An 18,481-nucleotide genomic window follows, 5' to 3' on the forward strand; every position below is an offset into this window, starting at 1 on the left:
AGTTAGTCCTTCGGTGCCAGCGCTTTGGCGGCGATCGCGGGCAGGAAGCTGTGCGCCTCGGGAATGTGGGCGCTGCTCACCCGGCGCCGGAACACCCAGTAGGTCCAGGCCTGGTACGCCAGGACCAGCGGCAGTCCGATGCAGGCCACAATGCTCATCAGGCCCAGCGTGTAGTCCGAGGACGAGGCACTGGAGACCGTCAGGTTGAAGGCGGGATCCAGGGTGGAGGGCAGCACCACGGGGAAGGCTGCACCGAAGATGGACGCGCTGCCCAGCAGGAGAAAGGCCCCGAGGGAAAGGAAGGCACGCCCTTCGGCGCCCGTGCGGGCGTAATTCCAGGCGAGGACTGCGGCGACGACGGCGGCGACGACGGCGGCAACGGTCCAGGCTTCGCCGCTGAGCGCCTGCAGGCTCACCGCCCAGCCGGCGATGGGCAGGAGCAGCACGGGCAGCAGCCGGACGAACCACGCCCGCGCCCGGTGACGGACCTCGCCGTCGGTCTTCAGGGCCAGGAACCCCAGCCCGTGCAGGAGCGAGAACCCGACAACTGCGAGGCCGCCGAGCACGGCGTAGCCGCTGAACCATGCAAACGGGCCGCCCTCGCGGTCGCCGTTGGCGTCCAGCGGCAGTCCCGTGGTGGTCAGGGCGAGTGCTGCACCGACGCCGAAGGCCGCGACGAACGAACCTGCGCAGATGGCCCAGTCCCAGCGGGTGCGCCACCGCGGATTGTCCACCTTGCCGCGGTATTCGAAGGCCACTGCACGGAAGATCAGCGCCACGAGGACCAGCAGCAGCGGCAGGTACAGCGCGGAGAACAGCGAGGCGTACCACAGCGGGAAGGCCGCAAAGGTGGCGCCACCGGCGGTCAGGAGCCAGACTTCGTTGCCGTCCCAGACCGGGCCGATCGTGTTGATCAGGACCCGGCGCTCCGTGTTATTCCGGGCGAAACCTTTCATCAGCATGCCGACGCCGAGGTCGAAGCCCTCGAGAAAGAGATAGCCCGTCCACAGCACCGCGATGGCAATGAACCAGATGGTGGGTAGCAGTTCCATGCTGAGAATCCTCTGTGCTTCTTCGTGGGTGGTTGCTGTTCGGGTGAGTGCTGGCGGGGCGCTTAGTAGGCGAAAGCCAGGACGTCGTCGCCCTCGGGTTTGCCCGTGCCGCCGGGCGGTGTGCTGTCTTCGTTTTCGTCAACGGAGGCATGCACAAGTTCCGGCATGGCCGAGGCGACGCCGCCGCGGATGTACTTGACCAGGAGTTTGACCTCCACCACCAGCAGCACCGCGTAGATGGAGGTCAGGACCACGAGGGAGGTCAGGATTTCGCCGGCCGAGACGCCCGGTGAGACGGCTGCGGCGGTGAACATGAAGACCTGGTCGATTCCGCTGGCGTCCGGGTTAGGAGCGACGACGAACGGCTGGCGGCCCATCTCGGTGAAGATCCAGCCCGCGGCGTTGGCGCCGAACGGTGCGAGGATGCCGAACACCGCCAGGCGCATGAGCCCGCGGGAGACCGGCACGGTTCCCTTGCGGGTGGCCCACAGCGCCAGGAGCGCTGCGAGGGCGGCGACGCCACCGAATCCGATCATCATCCGGAAGCCCCAATAGGTGACTTCCATGACGGGCACGTATTGGATCTCCTGGCCGGCGCGCTCCCCGTAGATGGGGTTGTTCGGGACGGTGGTGCCGTACTTTGTCTGGTATTCCTCCAGCAGGCTGTTGACGCCCTTGACCTCGGTGGTGAAGTCACCTTTGGCCAGGAAGGACAGGATGCCAGGAACCTCTATCACAGCCACGATGTCATCGCAGTTCTTGGAGCCTACGTTGCCGACGCTGAGGACCGAGAAGCCGGTGCCGTCGTGGCAGGCCGCCTCGGCAGCGGCCATCTTCATGGGCTGCTGCTCGAACATGAGCTTGCCCTGCAGGTCGCCGGTGACGGCGGTACCGGCGAAGGAAATCATGGCGACGACGGCCCCGATCCGCAGCGAGCGGATCCAGACAGTGTGGTCGCTGCGGTCCCGGCCAAGGATGGCGGGGGCGTCGCCGGGGATGACCTGGCCATCGGGCCCGACCGTGTCGATGCCGTCGTGGCGGCGGCGCCACAGGTGGTACCAGGCGATCCCGAGCAGGAACCCGCCGGCGACGGCCAGCGCGCCAAACAGGGTGTGCGGCACCGCAACGAGGGCGGTGTTGTTGGTGAAGACGGCCCACGCGTCGGTCATGACCGGCCGCCCGTTGACCATTTCGACGCCGACGGGGTGCTGCATCCAGCTGTTGGCCACGATGATGAAGTAGGCGGAGAAGAAGGAGCCAATTACGGCGATCCAGAGGCAGGCCAGGTGGATGCCGGGCTTGAGTTGCTTCCAGCCGAAGATCCACAGGCCCAGGAACGTCGACTCCACGAAGAACGCCAGAAGCGCTTCCATGGCCAGCGGCGCGCCGAACACGTCACCGACAAACCGGCTGTACTCGCTCCAGGCCATGCCGAACTGGAATTCCTGCACGATTCCGGTGGCAACGCCCATGATGAAGTTGATCAGGAAGAGCTTGCCCCAGAACTTGGTCATGCGCAGATACTCGGGCTTGCCGGTGCGGTGCCAAAGCGTCTGGATCACAGCCACCACCAGGCCCAGGCCGATGGTGAGCGGCACCATCATGAAGTGGTAGACCGTGGTGATCCCGAATTGCCAGCGTGCGATTTCCAAGGCGTCCAAGGCAGTCCCTACTTTTGGCTAGGTTCGCGAAACAACTTCTACGCGGCGTAGAAGTATTACTTCTACAGAGTGTAGAACACTTCGGCGCCTCCCCGTAACTCAGACTCCCACGGCACCTCATGGCCCGCAATGGGACCGGTGGGCTCCTGCCGGCAAGCCCGGGACAATGGCCCGACACGCTGGCGGCGGTGTTCTACTTCATGTAGAAAGAACGCGCGAAACCCGCTAGATTTGTAATTGAAGTATTCACATACACCGCCCCGGCAGGCGCCAGCTTTCCAGCACGACGTCGGAGCGGCAGTCATAGAAGGATGTACGCAATGGCAAGTCTCGGCGAACTGGAACGGGCAGTGATGGACCTGCTCTGGGCAGGGCAAGAAGCTGCGACCGCCAACACTCTGCGGGACCTCCTCGCGCAGAGCACCAACCCCCAGGACGGCTCCACTGGACATGCGGGCAAGGACCTCGCAGTCACCACGGTGCTGACCGTGCTCTCGCGCCTCGAGCGGAAGGGACTGGTGGAACGCGAACGCGGCACCCGCCCGCACCGCTACCAGGCCGTCTCCAGCCGGGCGGACCACACCGCGGAACTCATGCACGAGGTTCTCGGCTCCGCTCCCGACCGTGAGGCTGTTCTGGCCCGATTCATCGGGTCGGTCACGGACACCGAAGCAGAAACCCTGCGTAAACTGTTGGGCCGCAGCTAGCGCCCGATGTTCTGGACCTCATATTTTCTGGCGGTCCTGGCGATAGTGCTGGCCTGGCCGGTGCCTATCCTTCTTTCGCGCGCCCAATGGCCTGCACGTTCCCCCTTCACGGCGATGCTGTTGTGGCAGGCGATCGCACTGGCCGGTGGTTTGTCCATGATCGGCGCGATGCTGGTCTACGGGCTCGAGCCGGTCGGGGACAACCTGGTCTCCGGCCTGCGTGCCCTGGCGGGCATGGTGTTCAACAATGCCCCCACCACCGATCTGGGCTTCTGGCATATATTCGCACTGTCGGCTGCGGCCCTGTTGACGGCCCACCTCGTTTTCACGCTGCTGCTGACTTACTACAAGATCCAGCGCCAGCGCCGGCGTCACCGCGAACTGCTGGACCTGCTCGCCTCGCCGTCCGCTGACGGACCCGGCACCGTGGTGCTCAACGTGGACTCACCGGTGGCGTACTGCCTGCCCGGCGGCGCCCGTTCCGTGACCGTCCTCTCCGATGGGCTCATGTCCGCGCTGGAACCGGACGAACTACGCGCGGTGCTGATCCACGAGAACGCCCACCTAAGCCAGCGCCACCACCTTCTGCTCTGGGCCTTCGCTGCGTGGCGCCAGGCTTTGCCGTGGCTCCCCACCACCCGTCTGGCGCAGGAGTCAGTAAACTCACTGATCGAAATGCTGGCCGACGACGTCGCACTCAAGACCGAGAGCAAGGCCACCCTGATCAGGGCGATCGCCATCGTGGCCAGCGGCTCCCCCGCCGCTCCAGATCCACGCCTGGCGTTCGGCGAGTCCGGCCTGCCCGATGTGGAGGCAGGCCAGCCCGGGGCCACCGGTGGCACGGGGTCGTCCGGCACGACGGCGTCGCGCGTGAGCCGCCTGCTCTCGCCTCGGCCGCCGCTTCCGGAAGCCCTGCGCGCCGCTGTCCTGGCAGCCTGCGCCCTGCTTCTGGCCGTACCGACGGCACTGCTGTTGGTCCCCGGCCTGCTCGGCTGAGGCCCGCCCCCGGCGACCAGCACCGCAGCCTTCCCGTGCAGATGCCGGGCCGACCCCGCCCGGAGGCGGAGCGGCCCGGCGCTCGTGGCGCTACTGTCCCGGTGGCTACTTGAGCAGCTTGTTGGCCTTGTATTCGAGGTCCACGTTGCCGGTCCCGTTACCCTTGGCCGTGCCGTTGACCGCCGAGGTGGTCATGGCAAATGTCAGGGTCGAGTGGGCGATCGCGTCGGCCATCTGCTCCAGCACTGTGGTGTTGACGTTATCTATGGTGTCGCAGGCCGCGTGGTAGCACTCATCGTACGGATCTCCTGCTGTTCCGCCGAAGACCGCCGCCTCTTCTGCTGTCTTCAGTCCCTCGGCTCCGGTGAACAGGCCACCGGCCGGGATACCGTTATCGATGAAGCCGAAGTAGTCGGACCGTCCGTCGAATTCCGTGGCAGCAACCGGGAGGTTCTGGGACTTGAAATAGTCCAGGAAGACCGCCTCCACCACCGAGGAGCCGTTAGGTCCCTTTTCCCCAAAACTGGAGCCGTCGCCGTCGTAGACGTAGCGGACATAATTGGGCGAGCCGACCATGTCGAAGTTGAGGTTGACGGCGTGTTCTTTGAGCTGGCGGGCCGTCAGTTGCGAGGCATAGTACTCGGAACCGATCAGCCCGTCCTCTTCTCCTCCCCAGAAGGCGAAGCGGACCCGATTTGTCGGTTTAACGTCCAGGGCCTTCATTTGGAGCGCGGTCTCAAGGATCGCGGCCGTTCCTGAACCGTTGTCGTTGATGCCGGGGCCTTCGGCCACCGAATCCAGGTGCGCCCCCACCACCACCGTGCGGTCGGCTCGGCCGGCCGTGTCGGCGAGGATGTTGAAGGAGCTGATCGGAATCACGTCGGCATCAACAGCGAGGTGCATCACAACGTCGCTGAGGCCGGCGAGCTCGGCGCCGGTGGCGTAGCTGGTGCTTACCACAGGGATAGCGGCCTGCGGGAGGTCAAGGGTGCCGCCGAACAGGCCGACCCGGTCATCCGCCGGGTCGACGTTGCCCTGATTGAAGATGATGACACCGGAGGCCCCGGCCGCGGCGGCGTTGTCCGCCTTGCTCCGGAAAGTACAGGTGCCACGCTGGAGCAAGGCGATGTTGCCCGGCGTGAACCCGGCAAAGTCGTCCGCTTCGCAGCCGCTGGTCGAGGCGTGGTCGCCGGCCGGGTTAATGTCGACCGCGGCCAGCGGGGCGGTGACATCACCGGCACCCGAGTAGGTCATGTCCAGGAAGCCGTCCCCATAGGCATAGGACTCTGGATCAGGCGACACGCGGTCCAGCGAAGCCGAGGCGAAGTCGTAGCGGTCGTAGGTGAACGGCTGGCGGACCGGAGTGTAGCCGGCGGCCCGCAACTGGCCCTCAATGTACCGGGCAGAGGCTTCATAGCCCGGAGTGCTGGCAGCGCGGGTGCCGCCGTTGGCGTCTGCGATTGCCTGGAGCGAGGCAAGATGCTTCATGATGTTCGTTGCCGACACGGCGGCACGCAGGGGTGCCGTATTTGTTCCGTTGTCAGCAAGTGCGGGCGGCGCAAAGCCGGCCGCCAATCCGATCGAGGCGGCGATAGCCGCACGGCGAATATTCCGGCGTTGTTTCATAGGGATCTCCTGGACTTCGGCTGCGGAATCCGAATCCGGGCGTTGTTGCCCATCTCGGTGCGACGAAGCTATCGGAAGCACCTTGGGCGGAGGTTGGGACCGCGACGGGGCGTCAGGCGTCGATGCGCTCCCGATCCAGGCTCGCGGCGCCGGCGATGATGAAGTCCTTGCGCGGCGCGACGTCGGAGCCCATGAGCAGGTCGAAGGTCTCTTCGGCCTGCTTGGCGTTGTCGATCCCGACCTTGCGCAGGGTCCTGTGCCGCGGGTCCATCGTGGTTTCTGCCAGCTGTTCGGCATCCATCTCGCCCAGCCCCTTGTACCGCTGGATCGGTTCCTTGTAGCGCTTGCCTTCCTTGGCGAGGCGCGAGAGCAGGACGTGGAGTTCGGTCTCTGAGTAGGTATAGACCATCTCGTTGGCCTTCTGCCCGGCGTTGATGACCTCCACCCGGTGCAGCGGCGGGACGGCGGCGAAGACGCGGCCCTCATCGATCATGGGGCGCATATAGCGGAAGAAAAGCGTCAGGAGCAGGGTCCGGATGTGGGCGCCGTCGACGTCGGCGTCGGTCATGAGGATCACCTTGCCGTACCGGGCCGCATTGATGTCAAACGTCCGGCCCGAGCCGGCTCCCACCACTTGGATCAGGGCCGCGCACTCGGCGTTGGAGAGCATGTCCCCCACGGAGGCCTTCTGGACGTTGAGGATCTTGCCGCGGATGGGCAGGAGCGCCTGGAAGTCCGAGGACCTCGCCAGCTTGGCGGTGCCGAGCGCGGAGTCACCCTCGACGATGAACAGTTCGGAGCGTCCGACGTCGTCCGTGCGGCAGTCCGCGAGCTTGGTGGGCATCGAGGACGTTTCCAGGGCGTTTTTGCGGCGCTGGGTTTCCTTGTGGACGCGCGCGGAGATGCGGGACTTCATCTCGCTGACGATCTTTTCCAGCAGCAGCGCGGACTGGGCCTTGTCGTTGCGGTTTGCGCTGGTCAGCTTCGCGGTGATTTCCCGTTCCACGACCTTGGCCACGATGGCACGCACCGCCGAGGTACCCAGGATTTCCTTGGTCTGGCCCTCGAACTGCGGTTCGGCCAGCCGCACCGTCAGGACCGCGGTCAGGCCGGCGAAAATGTCGTCTTTTTCGATCTTGTCGTTGCCGGCCTTGAGCTTGCGGGCATTGGTTTCCACGGCCTTCCGGAAGGTCTTCAGCAAGGCCTGCTCGAAGCCGGACTGGTGGGTGCCGCCCTTGGGCGTGGAAATAATGTTGACGAAGCTTCGCACCGTGCTGTCATAGCCGATCCCCCAGCGCAGGGCGATGTCGACTTCACAGTCACGTTCGACCTCGGCAAGCTGGCTGTGGCCCCTCTCGTCGAGGACGGGCACTGTCTCCTTGAATTTTCCGGCGCCGTGCAGGCGCCAGGTGTCAGTAACGGCCGGGTCGGCGGCGAGGAACTCGACAAACTCGGAGATGCCGCCATCGTGATGAAAGACCTCCTCGTGCGGGCCCGATTCGCCCGGCGTGCCGGCCAGCTTTCGTTCATCGCGGACGGTGAGCTTCAGCCCGGGGACCAGGAACGAGGTCTGGCGGGCGCGTGCGGCGAGGTCATCGTAGGAGAATTTGGCATCCGGGGTGAATATCTGCCGGTCTGCCCAGTAGCGGATCCGGGTTCCGGTGACCCCGCGTTTGGCCTTGCCGACGACGTCGAGCACGGAGCCGTCCACGAAGGGTTCGAAGACAGCTGCCGGGTCCGCCTTGGTGCCCGGGTCCTTGAACCGTCCCGGCTCACCCCGGCGGAAGGACATCTTGTAGACCTTGCCGCCGCGGTCCACCTCGACGTCGAGGCGTGCAGACAGCGCGTTGACCACCGAGGCGCCGACGCCGTGCAGGCCGCCGGACGCCGTGTAGGAGCCGCCGCCAAATTTTCCGCCGGCATGCAGTTTGGTGAAGACCACCTCGACGCCGGTCAGCCCGGTCTTCGGTTCGACGTCGACGGGGATGCCGCGGCCGTCGTCGTGGATTTCCACCGAGTTGTCCGCGTGCAGGATGATCTTGATGTCGTGGCCGAAGCCGGCGAGAGCCTCGTCGACGGAGTTGTCAATGATCTCCCAGAGGCAGTGCATGAGTCCGCGGGAATCCGTGGAGCCGATGTACATGCCCGGGCGCTTACGGACGGCCTCAAGGCCCTCCAGCACAGAAAGGTGCCGGGCGGTGTAATCAGAACTGGGTGCCACGGGTCGTGAACTCCTTACAGATGAGGACAGCACCTTGCAGGGTGCAAAGGGGGACTGCCACGGTAATTGGCGCTCTTCCTAGGGTAGTCCGACTCTGGGTTCTCCCCCGCTTGCCACTCCCCGCAGCGGCCCTCCGGTGCTGGGCCGTTACTGAGACGTGATACGCGGACAGCGAAAGTGGGCCATCCTAGCCATGGTTTGGCCCCGAATGCTGGTTATATAGGTGTACCGATCTAACTAAGGAGGCCGAACATGACAACAGCAGTTGCGGACCGCACACTGACCGCCGCAGACCGGTGCGATCGTTGCGGAGCACAGGCATATGTCCGGGTTGTTCTCGGCGCCTCCGGCGGTGAGCTTCTTTTCTGCGGCCACCACGCACGCGCCGTAGAACCGACACTCAAGCCGCTCAGCTCAGACTGGCATGACGAGACTGCCCGTCTTCACGAAAAGGCGCCGGTGCCGGTCGATTAGACCCCACCGGTTCCGGCTTGGCATAGCCGAGCCGCAGCCACCTGAGACCACAGCTTCAGGGCCCCTCCACTTCGGAGGGGCCCTGATCCGTTAATGGCTGCGGGTCGGTGGCTCCTGATAATGGCTGCGGGAACAACAACGCGGGGTCACATCCGGCCCGTTCCTCCACCGAGGACGGGCCGGATGTGACCCCGCGTTTGCCTTGTGCTCTTAGCTTGCGGCCGGCTGGCCGTCAGTCCAGGTAGTCGCGCAGGACCTGTGAGCGCGACGGGTGCCGCAGCTTGGACATGGTCTTGGATTCGATCTGCCGGATGCGCTCACGCGTCACACCGTAGACCTTGCCGATTTCGTCTAAAGTCTTCGGCTGTCCGTCGGTGAGGCCGAAGCGCATCGCGACCACACCGGCTTCGCGCTCGGAGAGTGTGTCCAGCACCGAGTGCAGCTGTTCCTGCAGCAGGGTGAAGCTCACGGCATCCGCGGGAACGACGGCCTCGGAGTCCTCGATCAAGTCACCGAACTCGGAGTCGCCGTCCTCGCCAAGGGGCGTGTGCAGCGAGATGGGCTCGCGGCCGTACTTCTGGACCTCGACAACCTTCTCCGGGGTCATGTCCAGCTCGAGGGCCAGTTCCTCAGGCGTGGGTTCACGACCGAGGTCCTGCAGCATCTGCCGCTGGACACGGGCCAGCTTGTTGATGACTTCCACCATATGAACGGGGATACGGATGGTCCGGGCCTGGTCGGCCATGGCGCGGGTGATCGCCTGGCGGATCCACCAGGTGGCGTAGGTGGAGAACTTGAAGCCCTTGGTGTAGTCGAACTTTTCGACAGCACGGATCAGGCCCAGGTTGCCTTCCTGGATCAGGTCCAGGAACAACATGCCGCGGCCGGTGTAGCGCTTGGCCAGCGAGACGACCAGGCGGAGGTTGGCCTCCAGCAGGTGGTTCTTGGCGCGCTTGCCGTCGTGGATGACGAATTCAAGCTCACGCTTGAGCTTCGGATCCATCGAACCGTCGTCGGCGGCGATCTTCTCCTCGGCGAACAGACCGGCCTCGATCCGCAGGGCCAGGTCCACTTCCTGCTCAGCGTTCAGCAGGGCGACCTTGCCGATCTGCTTCAGGTAGTCCTTGACGGGGTCGGCGGTGGCGCCGGCCGACATGACCTGCTGCACAGGCGCGTCGTCGTCGTCGGCGTCGGAGTAGACAAAGCCGGAGCCGGTGGCCGCTGCGGCCTTCCCGGGGACCTCTTCGCTTTCCACTTCGTCGCTGAGTTCGGTGGCATCGGGCGTGATGTCGTCGAGGTCTTCATCGACTTCAACGTCATCGTCACTGGATGATTTGCCGGCGGCCTCCGCCGCGGCTTTGGCGCCGGGCTTGGGCCCGCGCTTCTTGGGCTCAGGCTTGGCGACTCCGGTTGCGGTGTCGCCACCCTCTGCGGAAGCGGCCTTGTTGGCTGCACGCGTGGCGGCGCGCTTGGCACTGGTCGCCGCCTTCTTCTCCTCAGGGGACATTTCGGCCTGGTCGGCGGGTTCCTTCTTCGCGGAAGACGGGGTCACTGAAAACCTTTCTAGCTGCGGTATGCGGAATCACCATACGGGCAACACCACTATGACCCTGTCAAGTCCGTGTTCAACATCAGGTGCAACCACGACCAGCAGAGCCACTTAGTAGAACTGCTGAAGGGGCCGTAATGTTCCCTGTTTCCAAGGTTCATCACGGGCACTTGATACACGGACCCAACCGGGTCTCGGCAACCATTGTCTCACGATTTTCTCAGCATGCGCCTTTCGGGAAGCCGGCCCGCGATATTGTGGCCGTCTATCAGGCCGCGTCGGGCGCGAACTTCTGCCAAGCCGCCTCCCGCCTGGCCGCCCAGCCGCACAGGGTTCCCCGTCCGCCGAGTTCTGCCAGCAGTTCGGCCAGTCTGTAACCAGGGCGCTCCCGCAAGGCCTGCCGGTACAGGGCGTCGGCGTAGGAACCGCGGCCGCGGCACCATTCGATCCAGCCCCTGGCCGTCACCGCGGCAGCCGTGGGCTCTCCGTCGCCGAGACGGCCCAGCAATTCCAGAACCCGTTCGAGCCCGTCCATGAGGGCCCAGTCCGGGACGGCAGGCGCCAGGCCCAGCAGGACCTCCCCATACCCGGGGACTGCGTCAGTATCCGGAGTGCCGCCGCTGGCCGGACGCCTGTCAGTGGGCTCCCTGCCAGCGGGCTCCCTGCCAGCGGGCTCCTTGTCAGTGGGCTCTTTGTTAGTACGCTCTTTGTTAGTGGGCGCCCCGGATGCCGGGATGGGTGGCGGACTCGGCGTCGGACCAAGAGCCGGACCCGGCAGGGGCAAAGGCGCGGTTCCGGGCGGCAAACCGGGCGCTATGGGAATGTCGAACATGCCAAAGTCGTCTGCGCCGCGTTCAGCCGCATATCGACCGGCTGCCGCCATGACGAGCACGGCGTCCCGCCATGACGGGATGCAAAGGCTGGCCCGCAGGTACCCGGTCAGTTCTGCTGGCAGTTCGAGCGGCCAGCCCAGGGTCCTGGCATCGGCGGTCCTGGCATAGGCGCTCCTGGCATCGGCGTTCCCGGTCTCGAGTGTCTTGGCCTCGGACGCCTCAGAATCGGCCACGCAGCTGCTCACCGCTCCGGGATTCGGGGCGGCTTGGTTCATGACCATCGTCCACACATCGAGTACCTGCGCGAACTGTGCCCGGTCCCGTCGCCGCGGCGAAAATTGCGCGGCCCAGCCGGACTCGGCCGCACGAATTGCGGGGTCCACGGGCGGTGGCTGTGTCTTCGCCCCATCTGCACCGGGGGCGGCGCCGACGCTGCTGCCGCGGAAGACCATCTCGGCGTTGAGTCGGCTGTTCCGGATCTCCTCGACCGGCCGGCGGGGCGGGCCGCAGCATTCCGGATCGCTGCAGTATGCGTTGCGCCAGAACTGGGTTCCCACAATCCACGCGTCCCTCAGGGGCATTCCGGCCGCTTCCAGGGCAATTTCGAGCTCGGCGAGCAGGCCTGCCCACACAGTGGCGTCGTCGTCGCCGTTGGCGGCAAGGCCAGAGCCGACGCCTGTGTCGACGCCAGTGCCCGTGCCCACGCCAGTGCCGGTGCCGCTGCCGCTGCCGGTGGCCGTGTCCGCACCCGAGCCGGTGCCGGTGCCGGCGGCCGTGCCCGCGTCACTGCCAGTGGCCGTGCCCGTCTCAGCGCCAGTGCCGGTGCCGATGCCGCTGCCCGTGGCCGTGCCCGCGCCGGTGCCGGTGCCGGTGCCCGTGAAGAAGGCCAGCAGCGCGCCGTCGGCTGCGTCGTCTGTTTCAAGGTAGGACACGACATTCCGGGCGAAGCCGGCCAGCGCGTCCTTTCTGCCGGAGCCGCTCCGGCGTTTCGCGCCGCCGCGACTGCGCCCCCGGGCCGTAGGTGCACCACCTCCGCCGCCGAGGACGGGGAGGTCGACGCGCAGGGTGGCTCCGAGCCGTTTACCTTGCAGGGTCATGGCCACGAGGCTGTGTTCAGGCCAGTAACCCAGGGAGTGCGGGATGAAGCCCAGAATGTCTTCGGGGCCGGTGATTCTCAGGTGATCGGGAGCTGTCATAGAGCCAGCTTCGCGCCGCCCGTGTAGCCGTGGCAGGCCCGGAGTGCGCTATGTGGATAACTGTGCGCCGGGGCTCAGGGCGTGCGACGGCGTTCCGCGACCAGCCTCCGCTGCTTGGCGAGGGCCTCGAGCAGCGGCGGAACCATGACTCCTTGGGCCGCCATCTGGCGCCGGACTTTCCGCCGGGTGGCGATGATGGCACCGGCTCCCCCGGCCAAAAGCAGGAACTGCACGCTGAGTGCGATGCGGAAGGGATCCAGGCCATAGAGCTCGCCCTGGGAAAATCCGCTGGCGTGCAGCAGGTCGAGCACCAGCCCAATCAGATAGATGGACACCAGCGCGGCGATGAAGCCGCCGACGTTGACGATCCCGGTTGCCGTGCCGAGCCGGTGGGCCGGGTTGAAGGTCCGGGCGAAGTCGAAGCCGATCATCGAACCGGGTCCGCCGATGGCCAGTATCACCACAAGTGCTGCCAGCAGCCAGAGCGGGGCCCGTCCCGGCATCAGCAGCACCGCTGCCCAGGCTGCCCCGGTGCACGCGGAAATCAGGAGCACCATGGTGGAACGCCGCAGCGGATGCCGGGCAACGAATCTGCCCATGAGGGGTCCGGCGGCAATGGCAGCAGCCACGTACAGCGACATCAGGGCGGAGACGGTTCCACGGTCCAGCCCTTGAGCGGAAATGAGGAAGGGGTAGCCCCAGGTCATGGCAAAGACCGTGCCGCTGAACTGGACGGTGAAGTGGCTCCAGAGTCCCAGCCGGGTTCCGGGCTGCCGCCAGGCGTGGCCCAGCGAAATGCCGGTGGCGCGCAGCCCCTGGGGCCTCACCGGAGCGGGGTGCCCGGGCGGGAGGTCCTGCAGCAAAAGCACGACCAGCACGACGGCGAGACCAGACATCGCGGCAAGCGTCAGGAAGGCAGGCGTCCAGCCCGCGGTGTGCAGGATCATCGCGAACGGCACCACGCTGAAGAGTTGGCCCAGCTGTCCGGACATGCCGGTCAGCTGTGTCAGCAACGGCACGCGACCCGGTGCGAACCAGATCGGAATGAGCCGGATCACTGAGATGAAGGTCATGGCATCACCGGCGCCCACCAGGACGCGACCCAGGACACCGCCCGGGATGTTGTCGGCAAACGCCAGCTGCAGCTGGCCGAGACCCATCAAGATGCCGCCGCCGGCGAGCATGGCACGCGAGCCGAATCGGTCCACCAAGATGCCCACCGGAATCTGCAACGCGGCGTAGACCAGCAGCTGGAGCACGGTGAAGAAGGAGATTTCCGCCGCGCTGGCGTGGAAACGCTCCGTGGCTTCCAAGCCGACAACCCCGAAAGAGGTGCGCTGGCAGACCGCAACGAGATACGCAAAGATCCCGATGATCCAAATTAGCCAGGCGCGGGGGGAGGTCACTAGCCTATTATGCCCGGCCCGGCGATAAATAGTATTTATTCGCCGGGTTCTTTACGGGCCAAGTACGCTTCCACGGCGGCACCCAAGGCATCGGCGTTGGGGAGCTGGTCGTTCTCGTCGGCCAGCAACGACCGCCGGACCGTGCCTTCGGCCTTTTCGTCGTACCGGCTCTCCAGCCGCGACACCACCTGCTGGACCTCCTCGGACGCCTCAATCTGCTCGGCGATCTGTCGAACCACATCGCGGCCGGCTTCGCGCAGACGGTCGGTCGGCAACATGAGCGACGTTGCCGCGCCCAGGTATTCGAGTCCGGCGACGGCGGCCGTGGGATATTCGGCCTCGGCCAGATAATGCGGCACGTGAATGACATAGCCTGCGACGTTCCGGCCCGCGGCCGTCAGCCGCAGCTCCAGAATATGGCCTACCGCAGCCGGGACCTCGACCGTGGGCTTCCAGACGGAAATCCCCTCGATCAGTTCCGGCCGGTTGCCGTGCACGGTCACACCGACCGGGCGGGTGTGCGGCACCGGCATCGGGATCGAATGGATCCAGGTGACGAGGTTGACGTCGAGTTCCTCGACGATGCCGGCGACGGCGCGCGCAAAGCGCTCCCATTGCAGGTCAGGTTCGAACCCGGCCAGGAGCAGGAACGGGCTGCCCAGCCCGTCGACGAGCCGGTACAGCGCCAGGCTGGGCGCCTGGTAATCCTGCAAATGGTCCTCGACAAAGCTGACCTGCGGGCGCCGGGACCTGTAGTCGATCAGCTGGTCGGCGTCGAACTCGGCGATCATCTCGGCGGCGGGCGTATCCAGCAGTTCGGCGGTGATCTGCCGGACCACATGGCCGGCGTCGGCGAAGCCGGTGAACCCCATGACGAGGTTGAGCCCACGCAGTTCGGGGCTGGAGAACAACGCGTCATCCCGGACATAGAGCGACTGGGGGTCCAGCAAAGAACCGGAAATCCGTTCAATCACGGCGTGTTCCTTTCACGATGACTCACGATGGCGGCGGCGGGAGAAGCAGGACGCGGTCCCCCCGTGCGGACGATAAGGCAGATTCCGGAGGATCAGGCAGATTCCGGACGATCAGGCAGGTCCTGCCGGACGGCCAGTCCCACAAGGTACTCACCGCGCGGCAAACGCCGCTAACAGTACAACGCACCGGTGTCCGGGCTAATTCCTGCTGCGGGTGTGCTCCAGCTCTCATTCGATTGAATCTCCGGACTGCAGAGAGACTACGATCGGAACTGGCCTTAGGGCCAGCTTGCAGACACCGGGTGGCGTCCCAGAACGACGGCCGCCCGGGATCCGCGGCAGGGCGCCGAACATGCAGTACCTGCCAACAATCACCGAGAACCATCACAGAGAATTGAGGACTGTCCTCGTGGTCAAGAATAGTGAAGTCAAACTTAGTGCAGTCGCAGGGGTTCTGATGAAGTCCCCGAGCGATGCCCTCGTCATCGGCGTGGGGCAGGGTCCGGACGGGCCAGTACTGCTCAACAATCCGCTGACGGCCAAGGCCGCGGAGGCCCTGGCGGAATCACTGAGCGTTCTTGGCATCACCGGGGCAGCAGACCAGGCACACCGCCTGCCGGGCCTGCCCGAAGCAGGCGCCTCGGTCCTGGTGCTCGCCGGCGTAGGCAAGCTGCCCGCGGCGAAGGTGCCGGCGAACGCGCTGCCTGCGGCTAAGGTGCCTGCGAACACGGTGCCCGGGAACGCGCCCACAAAGCACACCCTCAGCGAAGAAGTACTGCGCCGCGCCGCCGGGTCGGCAGTCCGCCAGCTGGCCGGGCTGACCACCGTCACCCTGGCGCTTCCGACGGCCACCCTGGCCGACGTCGCGGCCGTCGCTGAAGGTGCAGCCCTGGGCGCCTACTCCTTCACCGAATACCGCTCCTCCAACAACGGGCTGAAGGATCCGGTCAAGAACGTCGCAATCCACACCAACCTCCCCGCGGACAAGGCGCTGCAGAAGGTCCTGGATCGGGCCGCCCTGATCGGAACAGCCGTCAACGCCACCCGCACGCTGGTGAACCAGCCGCCGAGCCACCTCTACCCCGAGTCCTTTGCCGACGCCGCCAAAGAACTTTCCAAGGGCCTGCCGGTCAAGGTGACCGTCTGGGACGAAAAGCGCCTGGAGAAGGAGGGTTTCGGCGGCATCCTCGGCGTGGGCAAGGGCTCGACCCGCCAGCCGCGCCTCGTGAAGGTCGAGTACTCCCCGGCCAAAGCCAAAGCCAAGATCGCCCTCGTGGGCAAGGGCATCACCTTCGATACCGGCGGCATCTCCATTAAGCCGGCCCTGGGCATGGGCGACATGAAGAGCGACATGGCTGGCGCCGCCGTCGTCCTTAACACCGTGCTGGCCCTCGCGGGGCTGGGGCTGCCCGTCAAGGCAACCGCCTGGCTGTGCATTGCGGAGAACATGCCCTCCGGCGCGGCCCAGCGTCCTGCCGACGTTCTGACGATGTTCGGCGGCAAGACCGTGGAGGTCCTCAACACCGACGCCGAGGGGCGCTTGGTCATGGCCGACGGCATCGTGGCCGCCAGCCAGGAGTTCCCGGACGCCATCATCGACGTCGCCACCCTCACCGGCGCGCAGCTGATCGCCTTGGGCGACCGCACAGCCGGGGTGATGGGCGCCGATTCCGTCACTGGCGCCCTCAAGGCCGCCGCGGACCGTGCCGGCGAGCTCGTCTGGCCCATGCCGCTGCCCGAAGAACTGCGGCCCAGCCTCGACTCGCAGGTGGCGGACATCGCCAACATCGGCGAACGCCACGGCGGGATGATGACCGCAGCCGTGTTCCTACGCGAGTTCGTCGGTAAGGGCAAGGACGGCGAACAGATCCCGTGGGCACACATCGACATCGCCGGGCCCTCGTTCAACAACGGCAGCCCGTACGGCTACAACCACAAGCAGGGCACGGGCTGCACGGTCCGCACACTGGTGGCCTACGCCGAAGACCTCGTGGCGGCATCCGCCTAGCAGTTACGCCAGCCCGTACCCACGCGGCTTTGCGGCCGGTGTGCTGACACCTCGGCCACAAAGCCGCGTGACACTGGACACAAGCGCTCCACAAACACCACGACAAGGTGGAGCATGTATTAGTGGTTCGCTAAGGTAAACCTTGTTTCAAGGAAGTAGACCCCAAGAAGTAGTTCCAAACGAAAGGGAACCGTCCGGCCGGAACGATCACGGCGGGCAAGTTCCAAGACCAGATGACGCGTACTCTCGTGTCATCGTTCACGCGAGGGAGCGTTTAAGTGGCCGATCAGGCAACTGCGCAAGAATTCGACATCCTGGTACTCGGCGGCGGCAGCGGCGGCTACGCCACCGCTCTGCGTGCTGTTCAGCTTGGCCTCACCGTCGGCCTCATCGAAAAGGGCAAGCTCGGCGGCACCTGCCTGCACAACGGCTGTATCCCCACCAAGGCCCTGCTGCACTCCGCAGAGCTGGCCGACCACGCCCGTGACTCCGCGAAGTACGGCGTGAATGTCACCCTCGACAGCATCGACATCACCGCTGTCAACGCCTACAAAGACGGCATCGTTGCCGGCAAGTTCAAGGGCCTGCAGGGCCTGATCAAGGGCAAAAAGGGCATCACCGTCATTGAGGGTGAAGGCAAGCTCCAGGGCACCGACACCGTCGTGGTGAATGGCACCGCGTACAAGGGCAAGAACATTGTCCTCGCGACCGGCTCCTACTCCCGCACGCTGCCCGGCCTGGAAATCGGCGGCAAGGTCATCACCTCCGACGAAGCCCTCACCATGGACTACATCCCCAAGAGCGCGATCATCCTGGGCGGCGGCGTGATCGGCGTTGAATTCGCTTCCGTGTGGAAGTCCTTTGGCGTTGACGTCACCATCGTTGAAGGCCTGCCCTCGCTCGTCCCGAACGAGGACACCACGATCGTCAAGAACTTCGAGCGCGCCTTCAAGAAGCGCGGCATCAAGTTCTCCACCGGCGTGTTCTTCCAGGGCGTCGAGCAGAACGACGACGGCGTCAAGGTCACCCTCGTCGACGGCAAGACCTTCGAGGCCGACCTCCTTCTCGTCGCAGTGGGCCGCGGGCCCGTCACGGCCAACCTTGGCTACGAAGAGGCCGGCCTGACGATCGACCGCGGCTTCGTGATCACCAACGAACGCCTGCACACCGGCGTCGGCAACATCTACGCCGTCGGCGACATCGTCCCCGGCGTGCAGCTGGCCCACCGCGGCTACCAGCAGGGCATCTTCGTCGCCGAGGAAATCGCCGGCCTGAAGCCGGTAGTCGTCGAAGACGTCAACATCCCCAAGGTCACCTACTCCGACCCGGAAATCGCGACCGTCGGCTACACCGAGAAGGCCGCCAAGGCCAAGTTCGGTGACGACCAGGTCGAAACCCAGGAATACAACCTCGCCGGCAACGGCAAGAGCTCCATCCTGGGTACCAGCGGCATCGTCAAGCTGGTCCGCCAGAAGGACGGCCCCGTCGTCGGCGTCCACATGATCGGCGCCCGGATGGGCGAGCAGATCGGCGAGGCCCAGCTGATCGTGAACTGGGAAGCCTACCCCGAGGACGTGGCCCAGCTGGTCCACGCCCACCCGACCCAGAACGAATCCCTGGGCGAGGCGCACTTGGCGCTGGCGGGCAAGCCCCTCCACGGCTAGGCACTTCCGCAAGACAACAGGGCTTAGTGCGCCCGGCCCAAAATGCCGGGTGCACTAAGCTCGAACAAGGCAGCAATCATCCGCACTAAAGATAAATAAGGAGAACGGGGACGA

The 18,481-nt window shown here is 65.6% G+C and carries 13 protein-coding genes; 5 read left to right on the forward strand and 8 right to left on the reverse strand.

Annotated features, from left to right (window positions below):
- Positions 1 to 2 precede the first annotated feature (2 nt).
- A complete protein-coding gene (gene cydB / locus BM372_RS16705) occupies positions 3 to 1,052 on the reverse strand; it encodes a cytochrome d ubiquinol oxidase subunit II (protein ID WP_090956575.1) in 1,050 nt (349 codons plus the stop codon).
- A 62-nt stretch (positions 1,053 to 1,114) separates the two neighbouring features.
- Positions 1,115 to 2,713 carry a cytochrome ubiquinol oxidase subunit I gene (locus tag BM372_RS16710; protein WP_090956576.1) on the reverse strand — a complete coding sequence of 533 codons (1,599 nt, stop codon included), beginning with the start codon at positions 2,711 to 2,713 and terminating at the stop codon, positions 1,115 to 1,117.
- Between the two features lie 320 nt (positions 2,714 to 3,033).
- On the opposite strand from BM372_RS16710, the gene BM372_RS16715 reads away from it, so the two are divergent.
- Together BM372_RS16715 and BM372_RS16720 are read left to right on the forward strand one after the other, a co-directional pair.
- Positions 3,034 to 3,420 (forward strand): BlaI/MecI/CopY family transcriptional regulator, encoded by a 387-nt coding sequence (locus tag BM372_RS16715; RefSeq protein WP_090956577.1) that lies wholly within the window; start codon positions 3,034 to 3,036, stop codon positions 3,418 to 3,420.
- A 6-nt stretch (positions 3,421 to 3,426) separates the two neighbouring features.
- Positions 3,427 to 4,416: a M56 family metallopeptidase gene (locus tag BM372_RS16720; RefSeq protein WP_090956578.1), complete on the forward strand. Its 990-nt coding sequence runs from the start codon at positions 3,427 to 3,429 to the stop codon at positions 4,414 to 4,416.
- 105 nt (positions 4,417 to 4,521) lie between these two features.
- On the opposite strand, the gene BM372_RS16725 is transcribed toward BM372_RS16720, so the two are convergent.
- Both BM372_RS16725 and BM372_RS16730 read right to left on the reverse strand, forming a co-directional pair.
- Entirely contained in the window at positions 4,522 to 6,042 is a 1,521-nt protein-coding gene (locus tag BM372_RS16725) for a M20/M25/M40 family metallo-hydrolase (RefSeq protein ID WP_090956579.1), read from the reverse strand.
- Positions 6,043 to 6,154: 112 nt separating this feature from the next.
- Complete coding sequence (locus BM372_RS16730; protein WP_090956580.1) at positions 6,155 to 8,263, reverse strand: DNA gyrase/topoisomerase IV subunit B; 2,109 nt, start codon at positions 8,261 to 8,263, stop codon at positions 6,155 to 6,157.
- Between the two features lie 252 nt (positions 8,264 to 8,515).
- Between BM372_RS16730 and BM372_RS16735 the strand changes: the two genes are divergently transcribed.
- The gene (locus BM372_RS16735) at positions 8,516 to 8,737 is read left to right on the forward strand and encodes a DUF7455 domain-containing protein (RefSeq protein WP_090956581.1); all 222 of its coding nucleotides are present in this window, start codon (positions 8,516 to 8,518) and stop codon (positions 8,735 to 8,737) included.
- Between the two features lie 232 nt (positions 8,738 to 8,969).
- On the opposite strand, the gene BM372_RS16740 is transcribed toward BM372_RS16735, so the two are convergent.
- The 4 genes from BM372_RS16740 to BM372_RS16755 form a co-directional block, all read right to left on the reverse strand.
- Complete coding sequence (locus BM372_RS16740; protein ID WP_090956582.1) at positions 8,970 to 10,289, reverse strand: RNA polymerase sigma factor; 1,320 nt, start codon at positions 10,287 to 10,289, stop codon at positions 8,970 to 8,972.
- A 265-nt stretch (positions 10,290 to 10,554) separates the two neighbouring features.
- Positions 10,555 to 12,315, reverse strand: a complete 1,761-nt coding sequence (locus tag BM372_RS21295) for a DUF4192 family protein (protein ID WP_371261758.1) — start codon at positions 12,313 to 12,315, stop codon at positions 10,555 to 10,557.
- A gap of 74 nt (positions 12,316 to 12,389) precedes the next feature.
- A complete protein-coding gene (locus BM372_RS16750) occupies positions 12,390 to 13,721 on the reverse strand; it encodes an MFS transporter (RefSeq protein ID WP_090956583.1) in 1,332 nt (443 codons plus the stop codon).
- Positions 13,722 to 13,756: 35 nt separating this feature from the next.
- Positions 13,757 to 14,695 (reverse strand): proteasome assembly chaperone family protein, encoded by a 939-nt coding sequence (locus BM372_RS16755; protein ID WP_090956584.1) that lies wholly within the window; start codon positions 14,693 to 14,695, stop codon positions 13,757 to 13,759.
- 457 nt (positions 14,696 to 15,152) lie between these two features.
- Here BM372_RS16755 and BM372_RS16760 point away from each other — a divergent pair, with 457 nt between their 5' ends.
- A complete protein-coding gene (locus tag BM372_RS16760; RefSeq protein WP_371261759.1) occupies positions 15,153 to 16,703 on the forward strand; it encodes a leucyl aminopeptidase in 1,551 nt (516 codons plus the stop codon).
- Positions 16,704 to 16,981: 278 nt separating this feature from the next.
- Positions 16,982 to 18,367 (forward strand): dihydrolipoyl dehydrogenase, encoded by a 1,386-nt coding sequence (gene lpdA, locus BM372_RS16765; protein ID WP_090956586.1) that lies wholly within the window; start codon positions 16,982 to 16,984, stop codon positions 18,365 to 18,367.
- The last annotated feature ends 114 nt before the right edge of the window (positions 18,368 to 18,481 follow it).

It is taken from the genome of Arthrobacter sp. ov118, assembly GCF_900116495.1.
Lineage (GTDB): Bacteria > Actinomycetota > Actinomycetes > Actinomycetales > Micrococcaceae > Arthrobacter.